The following is a 15,385-nucleotide window of genomic DNA, read 5'->3' as shown; positions in this document are numbered from 1 at the left end:
TTTGTAACGCTTTATTGAAAGCTGAATTAGTCATGCCACTGGCTTCTTGAATTTGCTTCCGCAAAGCCGGCATTTGGCCAAATACTCGGTTAAAGAATCCAGCACTTACTGTTTTGGAGCCCAACGACTTGACAACCATACCTGTCATTTGCTGAATTTGTTCACCAGTTTTACCAGCTTCAGAACCATAAGCAGCCATTTCATTAGTTAAAGTTTTGGTGACCGGGACACTATTCGTTAGAGCATAAATCTTTTTCTGCATATCATTGATAGCACCACCAGACATATCGGCTTTAGAACGAATATCACCTATTTGATCGCCTAATTCCTCTGTTTGTTTGCTGGTTATGCCAATCGTTTTCCACTGACTTGCAATACGTTCACCTGCTTCGGCTAGTTCAAAACCATTCTTAGCAGAGTTCCAAATACCTGAAGCTAAATTTTGAATACCATTAGAAACTGCTGTGCCAACAAAGCTACCGAAAATAATATCGTGTAGTCGTTTAACACGATCATGCGCTTTATCAACATGATCAGAATATTTTTTAATAGCATCTGATCCTTTGTTGGTTGACTTGGTAACTTTATCAGTGGATTGATTGATTTCAGACAAAACATGTTTAGGCATCCGTTGCATTTCAGCTGAGGTTGATTTAACTGAATCTTTCATCCGTTGCATTTCAGCATTTTGTTGATGAATCGCGTCTGTTGTTCGAATAGTAGCTTTGTTAAAATATCCCATTCCTTCGATAGTTTCCTTAATGGAATCACGAGCTTTATTCACTTCACGGCTCGTATCACCACCAAAGTCACTAAAATTGCTTTTGAATTTATCAGTAATTCGAGAGGCTTCTTTCATTGTCTCCAGGAAGTCATCCATCATGCTGTTAGCCCGTTTGAAATCGTCTAGTCCATTCATACTGAAATCAAGTCCAATGCCAGCATGACGAACTTCTTTTGCTTTAGCCATTACTATTTACCTCCTTTCTAATTAATCTTTTTATGTTGAACTCCTTAGTGGGATAATTGGGTTATTCCAACGAAGGGTGGTGATAAAAATGGCTTTTGTAAATCCGGATTCGTTTGCTAACGCAGTTCTTGCTTCAAGAAAGGATAAAGTTTCTCTGGAAGATGCTTTAGAATTCTACGAGCAAGCTGTCAAAATTGCTCAAGTGCATAACGCAAAAGAACCAAAGGGCAATTCTGAGGATGCTGACTTATCATTTGAAGAGCAAGATCAGCTATTGCGCGATAAGGGAATTATCGATTAGTCATTGTGGAAAGGAGTGGGACCTAATCCTGCTCCTTTTTGCTCTCAAAAAGAGTTTTGGCACTGTAGTTATTGTCTAGGAGCTTGATACTATTCATGATATTTCTATCTAGAACACTGTTTTCGTTTCCGTATACGTTTATTAGAATCAATAACCTAAGCAGTCGATTAGTCCGTTTAAGCTCCATAATTACATCATCCTTGGCACTCATTTGCTCACCTTCTTTCAGCTACAATGTCTATCGTCGAATTCTCTAATGCATACTCCCACGAAGCTCGTTCAAAATCCTTGTTGACTGACTTCGGGCTCTAACCAGAGCATCGTGCAACATATTCTTGGTAATGACGTTCATACTCTTGCTTGGAAACGGGACTGCCTTTGAATGTTAACCCAGTAAAAATAGACTTATCTTTATGATTTTGGAAATCATCACAGTTTTTGGCTTTAACCATTTATGTTCCCTTCTTTTTCCCAAACATTTCATTTACAATTTTAGCCATGCCGTAATACACACCTTGGGCAATAACCGATTCCTTTTCTTGTCGAACTAATTTAGCTTTGGCTCGATTAAAAATATATTCATCTTGAGTCATCAAATTAATCTGATCTTCGCTAACTCCCAATTCGACTGACATAACCAGAAAATCTTTATTGATTTCTTTTTCTGCCAACCGATCATCGATTTTGCCAAATTCATTAGCATATTTGGAATTACTTTGGTCGTAACGTTGTTGCAAGAAAGCGAAACGCTTCCATCAAAATATTTAACAGACCGTTCCGTGCTAATAGCGAACCAAGATATGCTTGTGCCTCACTCAAAGCCGTAGCGCCCAAACCAGAACCATGTTCACCAACATTCCAATACTTCATCTTGATGATTTGCGGAGTGCTTTCATCAGTACGCAAAACTTCCTTATCAAGAGAATCCAAAGTATCGTGCATATTAAGTGCCCCAGAAGGACGGTTAGTCATCATAAAGATTTGCAATGCCGTTCGGTAACCCGGAAAGACCATATTAATCTTTACTTCATCACCAGCACTGTTTTGCTTAATAACGGTTTTCTTAGTTAATTTTTCTGGCAGTTCATGATTCAAACTACCATAATCCAAATGCGGACTAACCAAGACGTTTTGCATCAACATCTCAAATGCCTTACCGTAATCAGACGTATCGTCACCGACATTCATTAAATCCATGATTTGGGTAGCCACTCCAATACCTGGGTCTTGTAAAGTGATCTTTGTTGTGTGTTTTTTATCCTTGTCGTCTTTCCATTCAACTGTTTTATGAATCTCATTGCCCATTAAGGCTTCAAGCTTTTTTTCACTATTTTCCATTTTAATTTACTCCTTATGTAGAGGGCTGCCTAAATGACAGCCTTCTGTTCCATTTTAATTTAAGAAAACATTGAATCGTCTGGCTGGTTACCAGTGTTTTGATAGTAACCAACTAATACCGACCAAGCCAATGAATATGCTGATTCGTTACCTTGGTTAGCTGGCAAACCGGCGATTCGGCAGCCTTCTGCGGTAATCTTTTCACCAGTTGATGAATTAACAATATTTAATCCAAACAAATCATCAGCAGTTAATGGACCTTCTTCCATTTTATCGTGTTGAGCATGATACATAGAGAACAGAATATCTGTCGTAGATGTTCCTGGGTAGGTGTTTAAGGTAATCGTTCCAGTTTCATCTTCTGTATCAAAAAACATAACATTCGAATGAAAATCGCCTTGCATAGTGGTATCAGCATTCGTTCTCTGTGAACTGAACGCTTCACCATTTTGAAAACCGCCAAGTTCTTTAGATTGGTTCTTCCATAGTAAATAAATATGGAGGAAACGAGCAGAGTAAAGATTGACTTCTTTGCCATTGGATAATGTAATTGCCATTAGTATTTCCCTCCCTTTACAAAGTCAAATCAAGTTTGGCATTAATTTGATCAATGTCGTCAGCAATTTGAGCGCTTAAACTAAACCCATTATATTTACGGGCAGCAACGTCACTGTTTAACACGTTGGCTCGAGGAACACTGTTAACGACAATCGCCGTGTACAACACACCCTTTTGTAATAGGCTTGTGCTGACAGCGTTGATAGTCTGTGTCATCTCTTTGATTGTTGCATCATTGTAAATTGGGAAATTCTTACGGTTAAGATATTTCTGCAAATTAGTTTGTAATGTATCAATCACTAACTGAGTATGAACAAATTGATCAATATAATTACCAGCGAGTGCTTTACCGTTTAACAACATATAATCGCCAGCCTTATTCACGACCAAAGTGGCATTTAAACCAGCAATTGTATCATAATCATCGGTTGTTAAATCAGTATCTGGTTCAAACTGTGAAAGGTTGCCAATATGCTGAAAATCAACTGGTAGGTTAGCAGCGGCGTACGCTACCGCCTGAGCAGCAGGATAACGATCCTTAGCCGTTTCAACGATTGCAGCAGTGTTGCCTAACCGGTTCTTTACATTTTGATAGCCAGCAACATGAGTTGCTAACGTTTGTAGTGCGGTAATCGAGTTTGGCTGAGTTACCAACATAATTCTTTGGTTATCATATAGGAAATCAGAAAGCGCTTCGATCTCAGTCTCGGTTGCTCCATCAAGCACTAAATATTTGAAACCATCAAATAAATGCTGGGTAATTCCAACAACAATTCCAGGTGTTGGGGTAGCCGTAACTTTACCACCGTGACCCGTTCCTTGAGATTGAACCCCTGAAGGTGTAATGGAATCAACATTAGGATATGCAATAACTTCAATAGGCCCACGAAAGCCATTAACCTCAAACATCGCCGCTGCTTGATTGTAGACACCTGTGTTTTCTTTATAATCTGCCGATAAACTATCTAAGTCATCATAAATGTTGCTCTTAGTAGTAGCATCGGTATTTTTGGTACCAATTGCTACCGATGGAGTACGATCCGGATTGGTTAAAGCGTGGATAGCAACAATGAAATGTACATCTGTAGTTTGTTTAACAATATCTGACACTATGATTCAGCTCCTTTATTTATATTAAATTCTGGATTAACACTAGCAATATTTCCCGTTTGTGTTTGATCAGTGAAGTTGTCTTGAACTTCAAACGTATAATCGGCACCTGCCGTAAACTGCCAGTCAACATCTAAATATTGATCAACTGGTGGAATAGCATCGCAACTTTTAGCCACAATGCCTTTTTGAAACAAATCATATTCAGGCTGCTGTAGAAAAAACAACTTTCGTAACTGATGTCCTAATGATTTAGCTTCCATTTCATCATTTGAAATAGCCTTAAATTGAACATGCAAATCAAACGTTTCGTTTTCCACATCGTTAAACAATACCCGATCATAGTCATCGTAAATTTTGTAGACAATGTATGGAGGTGCTGGTGCTTTATTATTAATGCTTTGTGGACGTACAGGAACCTTAGGGAAATATTTCTCAATCTCGGCAACTAAGACCGCTGAGAAAGTATGATAAAAATCGTTACTCATCAGTACCAACCTCTTTTATCTGGTAGTAAGTCATTCCAGCGTGTAAATCGTCTGCATGATTGACTACTTCATACTTCGCCCCATTAGATCGTTGGACTATCGTCCCTTTAGGACAAGCTACCATATGAGATAACCAATATAAGGTGCCAACCGGTAATTGGCCACCATCTTCCTGGCTGTACGTCATGTTAGGATTAGTGGTATTAGTGATAACTTCGGAAACGTGATAAACCACATTCGGTCCCAAAATCGGTTTCCCGAGATCATCCGTTTCACCAGTATCTTTCCCAATAACGGTAATAGTTAAGTCTTCAGCTAACTGATCGTTCATAAAAGCAAAGTTGTTAAAGTTCTGAAATGCCATGATTATGCTTGACTATTGGTAGTGGAAGGAGCATCTAAGACATGTGTGGTGTTCTGATCACCCAAGCTTACGTCACCGCCAACTTTTGTTGGTGCCACTTGGACAACGCCAGGGGTTGATTCACCGGCAACGGTAAAGCCTGGTACGGCAATAAATTGTCCTAAGAATTTCTGAGTATCTGGATCATAAAAAGCAGCATAATATTTTCCATCGGGAATACTATCGCCAGCATCATAGCCAATAATATGAACTACATAGGGATCAGAAGCATCAGGCAAAAATGCAATATTTTTTGGTGTTTCAGTGCTGCGGTCAGGTTTTACATAAGCTCCTTTAGTATCTTTAGCAGCTTCTACAACAACTAATTCTTTACTCATAAAATCAAATCCTTTCTGTAATCCAATGAATGGAGTCACGTAACTCGCCCTTTTCAATCAATGGATCATCAAATCCTTTGTTTGCAATTGTTAGTGGTGCATTTTGGGGTTTGCTAAATTCTGTTATGGTTAGCTTAATATCTTTGACAATAGCATCACCCAAAATAGGAAACGTGTCCTGATAATTTATCTCTCCAACAAATACTTTAAATGCCAAATCAGCAGCTAATTCAGTCCAATTATCAAGATAGTGGTCAAATGTGTAGCGTAAAAAAGGACGTGGTGGAATATGCACCTCATCCTTTAATATGAACATCACTCGCATACCATATGGCTGCGATTTATCTGGGACCGCCAGAACATGATTATGTGGTGGCTTGGGCCGAAAAAGATTAGCAATCTGTCCGGGCTTACGCCCTTTGGCTTCTTTAGTTGGAATGATTAGACATGCTTTATTTTTAGGCTTTATATCGGCACCATATTCGTTAACCAAAGCGATCATATTCAAACGACCGTTAGTCCAGGGCACCCCAATGGATAATCTGACGCTCTGCAACTTTTCCAGCTGTTCAATACCACTGGTTAAATGATTAAAGTCCTTTGTCATTCAGTCCACACGGCTCCCATTTCATCTGAAACGCCATAGTCATCGACTGTTTGGTTATATTCTTGTAAATAGGGATCAGCACCATTGAAGTTAACCATAGTTTGGGTATTACCAAAAGTACCAGCAGACTGAACACCACCATAGTTCATAAACCAGTCTGTATATAATAAATGACGTGCCCAAGAGATAATTCCCCTTGCTAACGCGTCATCACTAATTTGATTATGCTGAGCTTTTGCGATTGCATCATTAATTCTTTCAGTAATATGTTTATCACTGAAGCTTTGAAAAATTTTATAATCACTTTTCACATCAGAAATTGTAGGTGTTTCAGCCATCGCTGATTACCTCCTATTTACCAAGGCCAGGTCCTTTGACTGATGCACCCGAAGCTTTAGGTGAATTAATAGTTGGAACAACATAATCTTTTCCAACTTTAAAGCCATATTTAACCAATTGAATCTGTCGTGGATCATAAGAAACAGCAAACAGTGGCTTAGTGCCGGCCTTCAAATCAGCTTGGTAGGTATCAGGATTGGTCTGTTTTAAATCAACGTTAGTACCGGCCACATGGCAAGTAACTACCCGTTTTTGAATGATGGCAACCATGCCGCCCTTTTGGAATTCATCACGTTGAACAACTAGGCCATTAGTCGGAGTAGCCGCTGCATAATCAATGGCTCCAGGGCCGAAGATGAGCGCATAAGTAGTTCCATCAGAAGCAACCGGAATGCTATCATCTTGAATGATGCTCATACCTTGATAAGTGGCAATTGGAGTAGCTGCGCCAGCAGGTTGCAGGTATTCAATCAATTGTTGTTCACGCATTTCTGAGTACGCAGCTGAATTAACTACTAAAGTTGACAGCGTGTTATCCATAACATCACCCATGCGGGCGAGTGCCTTAACAAAGTCTGCGGCAGATAATTCCTTTTCAGCACCAACACCGAAAGACTTTGCAGTTGCAATATCTGCGTTGTTAAAAGTAGCTTTAACAGTATCCAACAAAAGCTTTGTATCTTGGCGAGTCCACCAGTTGCCAAATCGATTAGCAATTTGCTGTTGGGTACTTGCGCCAGAAACCAAGTCTCCCCAGTCAGTATTACCGAATGACTTGCTTTGAAAGGCTTTAATGTCATATTCCATAGAAGAATCAACACCATTAGTTTGAATATCGTTAGTGTCATTCCATTCGTCAGCGTCACCATTTAAATCATTCATTGCAGGAATCTCAATCGTTCGTCCCGGTCCAAGCAATCGTCCACCTAATACTGGGTCATTTTTCAAGACACCAGATTGAACAAAGCGATTAGTTTGAGTATTTTGACGATAGATCCAGTCTAGAAAGACTTTTGGTTCAATTAAATTACTAAAATTGGTAGGTTTTCCGTTAATTACGGCCATTACCTACACCTCCTATTTAAGTTTGTTGTACAAATCTGGGTTCTGACGATAAAGGTTAGTCTGCTCTTCAAGGCTCATCTGTGCAAAATCTTTGCGTGTCATAGAAGCGTTAAATTGTTGACCACCATTCTGTGGTGATTGATTACCCGTAACTTTCTTTTCAACAGCTTCCTGAACTGCTTTTTTAAATAAGTTTGTAAACTTATCTAAGTTATTGTTACGAACATCTTCTTTAACATCACTAATAAACTCGGCAAATTCAGCTGGAATGTGCTTGTCAGTTAGAACCGTTTTAGTTGCAGCTAAGGCATCCTTACGGTTCGCTTCATCTAATTTTTCTTGAAGACGGTCTTGCTGTTCTTTTAGGGCTTGTCGTTGCTCTTCTAAATCGGCTTGGGCCTTCTCACTAGCATTCATGCCGGCTCGTTTTTCACCCTTTTCAAGCCATTCTTGTTCCTTTTGCTTCAGCTTCTTTTCAAAATCATCCTGCAGATTACTTTCAACTTCCTTAGCTTTGGCGGCCATCATCTTCCCGATATCATCCTGTGTGTAGGTCTTGCCAGCCGGCTCTGAATTTTTACCATCAGGATTTTTACCATCAGGATTTTGGTCGGGATCGTTTGGCTTAGGCTTTTGGTCAGGATCAGCAAAGAATTGCAAATTTGTTTTCATCATCAAAACTCCTTTTTTAAGTCCGTAGACTAAATTGTTTGTAAGTGCAATAACTAAATCAATTATTCTTTAACGCCTGTAATTGAGAAAAAGGCAAATCAAAGAATTAGTTTTTAAGCTTCAGGTTCATCAAGCACCCTATCAAGTTCATCGGGCAACACGTTTCCATCTTCATCGCACTTAACTAACTGGCAACGACAATTGAGATGTGTGTCATCCTGAGGAATTGGTGCCAGCCCACGGGTAAAGATTTGTTTATCCAGGTCTTTACATTGGTCACAAACTTTATAATCCTCTTTTGTCAACCAAATAACATACTTAACATTTTGTTCATCATAAGCCTTATTTTTGCCAGAGTTTGTATTTTCAATTCCTTGGGAAGTTGTTAACGTATGAATTCTGGATAGCATCTGATTCATTGGCGTTGCTAAATTGCCATCAATACGATCACCGCTTTGAGGAATACCGCGGGTCATTTTATTGATGTCTGATTTTTTCATGCCGCGACTCAAACCCTTGTTCAGGGTTTCTTTCATTCGTGTCGTCATGACGTCGCCATGCACCCAAATTCGTTGAGAATACTCAGCTTGGTTGGCTACTTTAGCCGGAACCGTTGATATTTTATTAGGGCTTGAATTATTATAGCCATCGATATACTGCTGTTTGAGTTCATTAACTGCAAATGATTCACTTTTTGCTGTAGCAATGCTCATACCGGCGCCAATCATTGCACCCAACATATCGCGTCGAGAAATAGATGCTTGGGCAAAGATTGCTTGCAAGCGTTTAGATAACTCATCGTCAGGACTAGCATCAGCTAACATTTCATTAATTGCTTGGTAAAAGCTCTGAATATCCCAGGAATTAACCTGTTGAGACACTTGATTAAGAGTTAAACCATTATCATCGGCATATTCGTTATAAAACTCTTGAAGATGATTGCCAACGATACTTAAAGCCTGCTGATAGAAGCCATCAATTATCTGATTGTTGCGATTGTCCCGTTTGATCAGTTTGTTGATCTTCTTGCGCTCTTGCTTGATCGTTGTCATCATCATCACCCGATCCGTTGTTCATCTTTTGTAACTTAGCTTGTGCATTCGCCATTATTGTGGCGGTCCGATCATCTTGCTGAGAGTCGTCATCAGCAGATCGCTCTTGTTCCTGATCAGCAGGAATCCCGGTAATCGGTTCGGCTAATTCACGTAATGTTTGTGCAGAGAACTTGCCTGTTTGATTCAAGCCTTGGATTAATGTCATGGTTTCCTGGTTGTTCTTAGGCAAATTAGGCGTAAACGTAATGGTTACATTGTCAGCTGGATTAACGTCATCTGTCACTTTGATACCTGTGCTTGAAACATAGTTCCAATAAATCGCCAACAGTCGTAGCCGTCTTCTCAGACCACGCTGATAAAGTGTTTCAGACATAGCCATTTCTTGATCGGATCCCCACAGTTTATAAGCCATAGCAACACCAGAGGCGTTGGCTGCAAAGTTCTGATCTGTTGTATCTGGTGTGTTAGTGTCTTTATGAATGTCGGATAACAATTGGTTAATGTAAATTTGCCATTCACTAGCATTCAATGACTTGGTTAAATAGGCTGCTGAAGTACTACTAATAGTTGGCGAACCATTAGGATTATCATGCACGTATGGCTTTAGATAAAGCACATTGGCCTTGGTATCAAGGACTTTCTGAACCATAACTGGCACGTTAGGTTTGCTGTTTGTCGTTGACTGACTTGTATAGCCGCCACTCACGTTATCGAGATATACTGGCTGGCCTTTGGGATCTAGCATTTGTTCAGTCTTACCAGACTGATTAGCAACTTTCCCATTAATCATCAACATTGCGTTGCTAAAATCTGCTTGTGAGTTCGCCATTTCAGATAGAGCCTGGTCATAAGCATCAATTTCATCTAGTTTAGTTTCCCATGCACCAACTCGTTCCTCATTCAATCGATATTCAGTTAATGGAACTTGTTGGAAATAGTGTTCCTCATCACTAGTTAATGTCCAATCAGAATCAGGATTGGCACCAGCAGTAAATTGATAGATATGGTTATCGGTATAAACCTCAATTTGATAATAAGTTTTATCAGCAACGTTCACGGCATAATAACGAACAGCAAACAACTCAATTGGTTCAACATCTGTTGACCAAACAACAAATGCACTGTTGGGGTCAATTGCCGTAATCTTAGGTTGCTTAGTTCCTTCAGGTACATAAAGTAATTCATAGGCTCGCCCAACATTTGCCAGATTTTTCCCCATAACCTTTTCATGATATGGTTCATCGTTAGTTTGATTAAAATCATCAACAGCCTGAATAACATTTTCGCCAGTATCATTTTCATCATCTTTATTTTGATAGCCAAAAGTCAACGGCGTTCCAAACTCATAGCCAACTTGAATATTGGTAATGTATCGTGCTAAAGCACTTGATATACGATTGTCAGCCCGATTAGAGCGCTTATTAGACAGCCAGTAATGAATATTATTATCGGCTAAGTAATAACGTTCCAGCTCCAAGATTCGGGGCAGTTGATTATTAAAGTGATCGCTGACGTACCATTGCACTAACTTTTGAAATTTACTTTGATCGTCTTTAATTGGCTTCCATGAAGACGCCGGAATGTTGTACGACTGATTGGTTTGGAAAGCATATCGATTACCATAACGTTGACCATTTAATAAGTTAATGGAATTTGGCTGTGGATTGATTGAGCGATAATGTGCTGATAAATCATTTGTTTCCGCCACTTTCATTTACCTTACTTTCATCATTTTTGTGTAATTCACAATATTCATGAGCAAATTTAACGGCCAACAACTTTTTGGAGTCATTGACCGATTTATCTGTTTCATTAATGTTGTCATTCACTAATTTTGCCAAACTTTCAAATATCGTTTTGACATCCAACCCAATTGGAATGGAATAAGTTATGCCACGATCTTTAAATTCAAGCGGTTCCCCATTGAGCATCGGTTCAAACACATTCATATCAAGTGGTGCTGTGTCCTTGGTAGTTGCTTGTTTTTTCCATTCTTCCATTGTCATTAACTTTGACATTTTCATCACTCCTAAAATAAATCATCGGGATAATCGATCAATCCTTTGTCAGCGAGCAGTTGATCTTGCTGATCATAATTATTGTGTGGCTGATTATATTCATGATTCCATTGACGTGTTGCAATCGCGTAACGAATAGCATCCATCACGTGGTCATGTTCTTTGACTGGTTCACCCGTTTTGTCATTCCAAACATACTGATAAACCTCATCTAAGAACTGCTGTATTCCTTCTTGAACGGCCATAAACTTATGCTGCTTAATAAGCCCCGCAACTTGTTCAATGCCCTTTAAAACGGATTTATACGCATACTGAGCGTTGATGTTATTTTCCTTGAACTTGTCAATGTGTTCAACTCGGGCCGTATCACAATAAAACGGTATATTGTAGCCATAATCTTGTTGAACCTGTTTGGCAATCTTGACCCAATACATAATCTGCTCCAAATTCCCAGTATGCTCTTCAACTAAGTAAGTATTACCATCATTATCATTAGCCAATACAACAATTGACGTATCGTGCTCGTATCCCCAGTCAACACCACAATAGTACGTTAACTGTTGATCAGCAGTTCGTTTGTCAAACTCGGCGCGAGTAATTAGATTCTTTGATTTGTCAAAGTCTTGATAGACCAGTCCTTCACCAGCAACCCATAATCCTAAGATGCTGCGATCATAGAACATGCCACTCATTTGAGCCTTCATATCATGCACATACTTCTTAGGCAAAAATGTATTATCGTCCATCGTGAAGTGATTGTAGATGATACCTTTTGATTTGTCCTTAGCCTGATCAATGTACTTTCGTTTCAGCCAATGGGTTGGCGTATCTGGGTTAGTGTCGCCAATGATTCTAGCCCCTTCAAATCCACGCACACGATTACGAATTTCTGTGAATGCTTGTTCATTAGCTAGTGACATTTCATTGATATAAGCTCCCCAGGCATTCATACCACGAATAGACGCCATACCAGCGATTGAACCCGTATAGGCTTGTACAACACGTACGCCGAACAACTCAAAAGCACCGTGAACATCAAATTTAATATTAAGCATAGGGTAAGCCTGCATGATTTCTTGCAGCACGTTGTTAGCGATCGTCTTACTAGAAAATCCGGCTAAAATGTATTGCGCTCTCTTATCCATTGATTGGGCTAACTTGCCAATACGTAATAGCTCACGCAAAAACATATCATTGTCAATGACTGTCTTGCCAGAACCAACGGCCCCACTATTTATCATTAGTGACCAGTCGTCACGGTCAAACTGCTTGAAGACTTCGACTTGCTTCTTTGTATACTTCAAATCAGCATAAGTTGTCATTTGTCGCTGTCCTCCTTCAACCGCTCAAACATCTTATCAAACTGTTGACCAATATCTTGACCACTGTTTCGAGCGTCATGAGCCTTTTGTTCTGCCACATCAGCTTCAGCTTCCAGCTTACGAATTTTTTGTTTTTCGACCTCTTTACTATCGTTTTTGAGCTTGCCATTTAGCTTGAACCACAGTTCAGCTGCGGCTACCTGCTCTTTAGTGGCCGCTGGTGTTATAGTGGTCTCATTCGTTTCATATCCAGATCTCATAGTAGCTGTTGGCTTAGATCCCTTTTTCACACCTCTCAAAACAATTTCTTTTTTTAAGTTGTCGGTTTGAACAAAATCGTGTTTGATAGGCTTGCCAGCAGCAATTCGATAGACGTTTTTGAGCACTTCATCAGCTTTATCAGACTCGTGTTTTTCAACATTAGCAGTCTTTTTAATGATATATTCATGAATTCCAGTATTTTCCAGTAATTGCTTAGTTGCATTTCGAGCCGTACCCTTTGCGTAGCCAGCTTTTAAGGCCGACTGATAAGCGTTGTTTGTTTTAATGAATTCATTAGCAAATTTACGCTGTTTGGGCGTTAACTTTCGTGTCATTACATACCACCACACCTCCATTTAGTTATTCTATGTATCAAAAAGGCACCGCGATTAAGCGATGCTAGTCATCATAAGTGAAAGCGTATTTTTTAACTTCCTCATGGTACCCGAGCTTATGAAATTTGCCCTGATATTTCGTAACATATTGGCCGATTTGTGCATTAACATCACCGGGCAATTTCAAAACTGGATTATCTGGATCTTTATAACTAATTACTGTTTCCTTCAAATGAAACAAATGAGCAATCGTCTCCTCTGTGGAATCATCATCCTTAAATTCTATCCACATGATCTCTTTATCGTCTACATGTGTTATAAGCGTGTCTACGTAGTATTCTTCAGTTTGGGTTGTCATTGGCTTCCTCCTTTATTTTTAATTCATTCAGTCGTCGAGCTGCTAAACTTTTACGCTTACGATCTTTAACTTTTAACTTCTTATGACTCTTCGTGTGCTTATTGTGTTTACTCAACAGTTAAAATCCTCCATTCAAAGCATCAAATTGTTTGCAATTATTTAATTGCTTTAGGATAATGTATGTGTATCATAAAATAACTAAGGAGATGTTATTTATGAGTTTAAAAGATAAAGCAGACAGTACTAAAGATAAGGTAAGCGGTAAAGCTAAAGAAGTTGAAGGTAAAGTTACCGGTGACAAAGCTAGAGAAGCTGAAGGTAAGGGCCAAGGCATTCTCGGCAAAGCCAAGGATAAATTATCCGATGCCAAGGAAACCGTTAAGGACACAGTTGATGACATTAAGAAAAAAGCAGATAAGGACAAGTAATTTATCAATTTCAGGCGAGTCTTCTAACCAGGCTCGCCTGTTTTTTTGTGCAAACTAAAAGCGCCCTCTTTGCGAAGACGCTTCTTTAAGTCTTTGTCCAGTTGCTTGTCTATCTTCATTTCTTCCTTGGAAGTATAGCCATAGCTGGTTTGCTTCATGGGCGTATATGGATGCTTACGATCAGTCATATAATCACATCTGCAGGAAATACAGAATTATCAAAGCGAGTAGCAACATGCCGCCCATCAATATATCTGTCAACTTTAATTTCATAATGTCACCCCTATGTATCTAAATGGGCGAGGCCGGTGCCAGTCCCATTCGTAGCCACTTTTTTCACTGCTTATGAGGCAGAAACGACTTATCCCGAAGTTACATCGCCTAGCTAACTTTACCAGCTGCTTTATTGCAAAATAAAAGTCCATGCTTTCCACACATGGACCGCTCTCTTATGACGTGTTGATCAGGCTCACAAAGACACAAACACGGATTTAAATTTTATTTATCATAAGCAACGTGGCTGGCAGGGAATCGAACCCTGCACGGTAATCTATCCGCCCTCTTCGTACGTATACGTTACAGTCACACATCTAATTTCTGAAGGGTGAAACTCTTTTGACAAATTCCACAATACCAATATACCTCATCAATAAAACAATTCGCCATCATCAAAAGATTTTTCAACCGCTTTGGTCAATTTATCAGTTAAATCTTTTTCGTGGTTTTGAAACATCTTAACATCACCATCAACCGTCAATGCAATACACGGAACAAATTGATTTTCTGGATGAGCTTGCTCATATTTATTCATCCGCTTGACCCATTCTTTTGCTTGATCCTGAGCCAACTTCTTACGACCTCGCCTGTTAAGATATTTGGGATCAATTTGCTTTAATAATTCTTTTTGTTTCATGGCATTTGCTCCTTCGCTTGTCGTTTAAATAACGCTGCTTTAAGCGCTTGTTGCACTGATTAAAGTATTTGTTCAGCTCACCATCACACTTGGCCTCTGTGGGCGACTCATAGCCAAATTTGGTATGTATCATCTTCATGGTTCCCACCTCGACTGTAAGTAATATAAAATTATTAAGAGTGCCAGCATGATTGCGAATACAACAAAATCTTCTTTTTTCATGCTGCACCTTCTTTCCAAAATAAAAGTCCATGCTTTCCACACATGGACCGCTCGCTTATGACGTGTTGATCAGGCTCACAAAGACACAAACACGGATTTAAATTTTATTATCATAAGCAACGTGGCTGGCAGGGAATCGAACCCTGCAACGGCCGTTTCATACCGTCCCTTTCCGCATTGTTACGTATTCAGCCACACATTTCATATTGAGGGAATGGAACTTTCTTACAAATTCCACAATACCAATATAACCCCTGAAATTGCATTAATCCTGCGGTGTTTCT

General features: G+C 39.4%; 22 protein-coding genes and 1 pseudogene. 2 read left to right on the top strand and 21 right to left on the bottom strand.

Annotation, left to right across the window (positions count from 1 at the left end; genetic code table 11):
• Window positions 1-970 (bottom strand): annotated as a pseudogene (locus tag KTE19_RS07865) (hypothetical protein); the annotation flags it as partial.
• 88 nt (window positions 971-1,058) lie between these two features.
• On the opposite strand from KTE19_RS07865, the gene KTE19_RS07860 reads away from it, so the two are divergent.
• Window positions 1,059-1,271, top strand: a complete 213-nt coding sequence (locus tag KTE19_RS07860; RefSeq protein WP_203629015.1) for a hypothetical protein — start codon at window positions 1,059-1,061, stop codon at window positions 1,269-1,271.
• A 452-nt stretch (window positions 1,272-1,723) separates the two neighbouring features.
• Here the strand turns inward: KTE19_RS07860 and KTE19_RS07855 are convergent, their stop codons facing one another.
• The 18 genes from KTE19_RS07855 to KTE19_RS14150 all read right to left on the bottom strand — a co-directional run bounded on the left by KTE19_RS07855 (window position 1,724) and on the right by KTE19_RS14150 (window position 13,653).
• On the bottom strand, window positions 1,724-2,008 hold the full coding sequence (locus tag KTE19_RS07855) for a hypothetical protein (protein ID WP_217342007.1): 285 nt from the start codon (window positions 2,006-2,008) through the stop codon (window positions 1,724-1,726).
• A complete protein-coding gene (locus KTE19_RS07850) occupies window positions 1,983-2,609 on the bottom strand; it encodes a hypothetical protein (protein WP_217342006.1) in 627 nt (208 codons plus the stop codon). The genes KTE19_RS07855 and KTE19_RS07850 overlap by 26 nt, the downstream gene beginning before the upstream one ends.
• 59 nt (window positions 2,610-2,668) lie before the next feature.
• Window positions 2,669-3,166, bottom strand: coding sequence for a hypothetical protein (locus KTE19_RS07845; protein WP_217342005.1), 498 nt, complete (start codon window positions 3,164-3,166; stop codon window positions 2,669-2,671).
• Between the two features lie 16 nt (window positions 3,167-3,182).
• The gene (locus KTE19_RS07840) at window positions 3,183-4,277 is read right to left on the bottom strand and encodes a hypothetical protein (protein WP_217342004.1); all 1,095 of its coding nucleotides are present in this window, start codon (window positions 4,275-4,277) and stop codon (window positions 3,183-3,185) included.
• Window positions 4,277-4,765, bottom strand: a complete 489-nt coding sequence (locus tag KTE19_RS07835; protein ID WP_217342003.1) for a phage neck terminator protein — start codon at window positions 4,763-4,765, stop codon at window positions 4,277-4,279. Before KTE19_RS07835 ends, KTE19_RS07840 begins: the two co-directional genes overlap by 1 nt.
• Complete coding sequence (locus tag KTE19_RS07830) at window positions 4,758-5,129, bottom strand: hypothetical protein (protein ID WP_217342002.1); 372 nt, start codon at window positions 5,127-5,129, stop codon at window positions 4,758-4,760. The genes KTE19_RS07835 and KTE19_RS07830 overlap by 8 nt, the downstream gene beginning before the upstream one ends.
• 2 nt (window positions 5,130-5,131) lie before the next feature.
• Window positions 5,132-5,506, bottom strand: coding sequence for a hypothetical protein (locus tag KTE19_RS07825; protein WP_217342001.1), 375 nt, complete (start codon window positions 5,504-5,506; stop codon window positions 5,132-5,134).
• 4 nt (window positions 5,507-5,510) lie between these two features.
• On the bottom strand, window positions 5,511-6,113 hold the full coding sequence (locus KTE19_RS07820; protein ID WP_217162819.1) for a hypothetical protein: 603 nt from the start codon (window positions 6,111-6,113) through the stop codon (window positions 5,511-5,513).
• Window positions 6,110-6,451, bottom strand: a complete 342-nt coding sequence (locus KTE19_RS07815; protein ID WP_217162820.1) for a hypothetical protein — start codon at window positions 6,449-6,451, stop codon at window positions 6,110-6,112. Before KTE19_RS07815 ends, KTE19_RS07820 begins: the two co-directional genes overlap by 4 nt.
• 13 nt (window positions 6,452-6,464) lie before the next feature.
• Window positions 6,465-7,517, bottom strand: a complete 1,053-nt coding sequence (locus tag KTE19_RS07810) for a phage major capsid protein (RefSeq protein ID WP_217342000.1) — start codon at window positions 7,515-7,517, stop codon at window positions 6,465-6,467.
• 12 nt (window positions 7,518-7,529) lie between these two features.
• Window positions 7,530-8,189 (bottom strand): DUF4355 domain-containing protein, encoded by a 660-nt coding sequence (locus tag KTE19_RS07805; protein WP_217341999.1) that lies wholly within the window; start codon window positions 8,187-8,189, stop codon window positions 7,530-7,532.
• A 113-nt stretch (window positions 8,190-8,302) separates the two neighbouring features.
• Window positions 8,303-9,241 carry a phage head morphogenesis protein gene (locus KTE19_RS07800; protein ID WP_249778617.1) on the bottom strand — a complete coding sequence of 313 codons (939 nt, stop codon included), beginning with the start codon at window positions 9,239-9,241 and terminating at the stop codon, window positions 8,303-8,305.
• Window positions 9,165-10,958: a phage portal protein gene (locus tag KTE19_RS07795; RefSeq protein ID WP_217341998.1), complete on the bottom strand. Its 1,794-nt coding sequence runs from the start codon at window positions 10,956-10,958 to the stop codon at window positions 9,165-9,167. The genes KTE19_RS07800 and KTE19_RS07795 overlap by 77 nt, the downstream gene beginning before the upstream one ends.
• Complete coding sequence (locus KTE19_RS07790; RefSeq protein ID WP_217341997.1) at window positions 10,936-11,262, bottom strand: hypothetical protein; 327 nt, start codon at window positions 11,260-11,262, stop codon at window positions 10,936-10,938. Before KTE19_RS07790 ends, KTE19_RS07795 begins: the two co-directional genes overlap by 23 nt.
• A gap of 11 nt (window positions 11,263-11,273) precedes the next feature.
• On the bottom strand, window positions 11,274-12,584 hold the full coding sequence (locus tag KTE19_RS07785; protein WP_217341996.1) for a PBSX family phage terminase large subunit: 1,311 nt from the start codon (window positions 12,582-12,584) through the stop codon (window positions 11,274-11,276).
• Window positions 12,581-13,180 carry a terminase small subunit gene (locus KTE19_RS07780; RefSeq protein WP_217341995.1) on the bottom strand — a complete coding sequence of 200 codons (600 nt, stop codon included), beginning with the start codon at window positions 13,178-13,180 and terminating at the stop codon, window positions 12,581-12,583. The genes KTE19_RS07785 and KTE19_RS07780 overlap by 4 nt, the downstream gene beginning before the upstream one ends.
• Window positions 13,181-13,244: 64 nt before the next feature.
• Window positions 13,245-13,538: a hypothetical protein gene (locus KTE19_RS07775; protein ID WP_217162833.1), complete on the bottom strand. Its 294-nt coding sequence runs from the start codon at window positions 13,536-13,538 to the stop codon at window positions 13,245-13,247.
• Window positions 13,522-13,653: a hypothetical protein gene (locus KTE19_RS14150; RefSeq protein ID WP_283817079.1), complete on the bottom strand. Its 132-nt coding sequence runs from the start codon at window positions 13,651-13,653 to the stop codon at window positions 13,522-13,524. Before KTE19_RS14150 ends, KTE19_RS07775 begins: the two co-directional genes overlap by 17 nt.
• 91 nt (window positions 13,654-13,744) lie before the next feature.
• Between KTE19_RS14150 and KTE19_RS07770 the strand changes: the two genes are divergently transcribed.
• Entirely contained in the window at window positions 13,745-13,966 is a 222-nt protein-coding gene (locus tag KTE19_RS07770; RefSeq protein ID WP_488225843.1) for a CsbD family protein, read from the top strand.
• 23 nt (window positions 13,967-13,989) lie between these two features.
• Here KTE19_RS07770 and KTE19_RS07765 read toward each other — a convergent pair whose 3' ends face one another.
• Together KTE19_RS07765 and KTE19_RS07760 are read right to left on the bottom strand one after the other, a co-directional pair.
• Window positions 13,990-14,154: a hypothetical protein gene (locus tag KTE19_RS07765; protein WP_217162835.1), complete on the bottom strand. Its 165-nt coding sequence runs from the start codon at window positions 14,152-14,154 to the stop codon at window positions 13,990-13,992.
• Window positions 14,155-14,612: 458 nt separating this feature from the next.
• On the bottom strand, window positions 14,613-14,879 hold the full coding sequence (locus tag KTE19_RS07760; protein ID WP_217341994.1) for a hypothetical protein: 267 nt from the start codon (window positions 14,877-14,879) through the stop codon (window positions 14,613-14,615).
• Between the last annotated feature and the right edge of the window lie 506 nt (window positions 14,880-15,385).

It is taken from the genome of Lentilactobacillus dabitei (genome assembly GCF_019061365.1).
Lineage (GTDB): Bacteria > Bacillota > Bacilli > Lactobacillales > Lactobacillaceae > Lentilactobacillus > Lentilactobacillus dabitei.
Note: the sequence above shows the minus strand (reverse complement) of the source record. Positions and strands in the feature narration are given on the sequence as shown.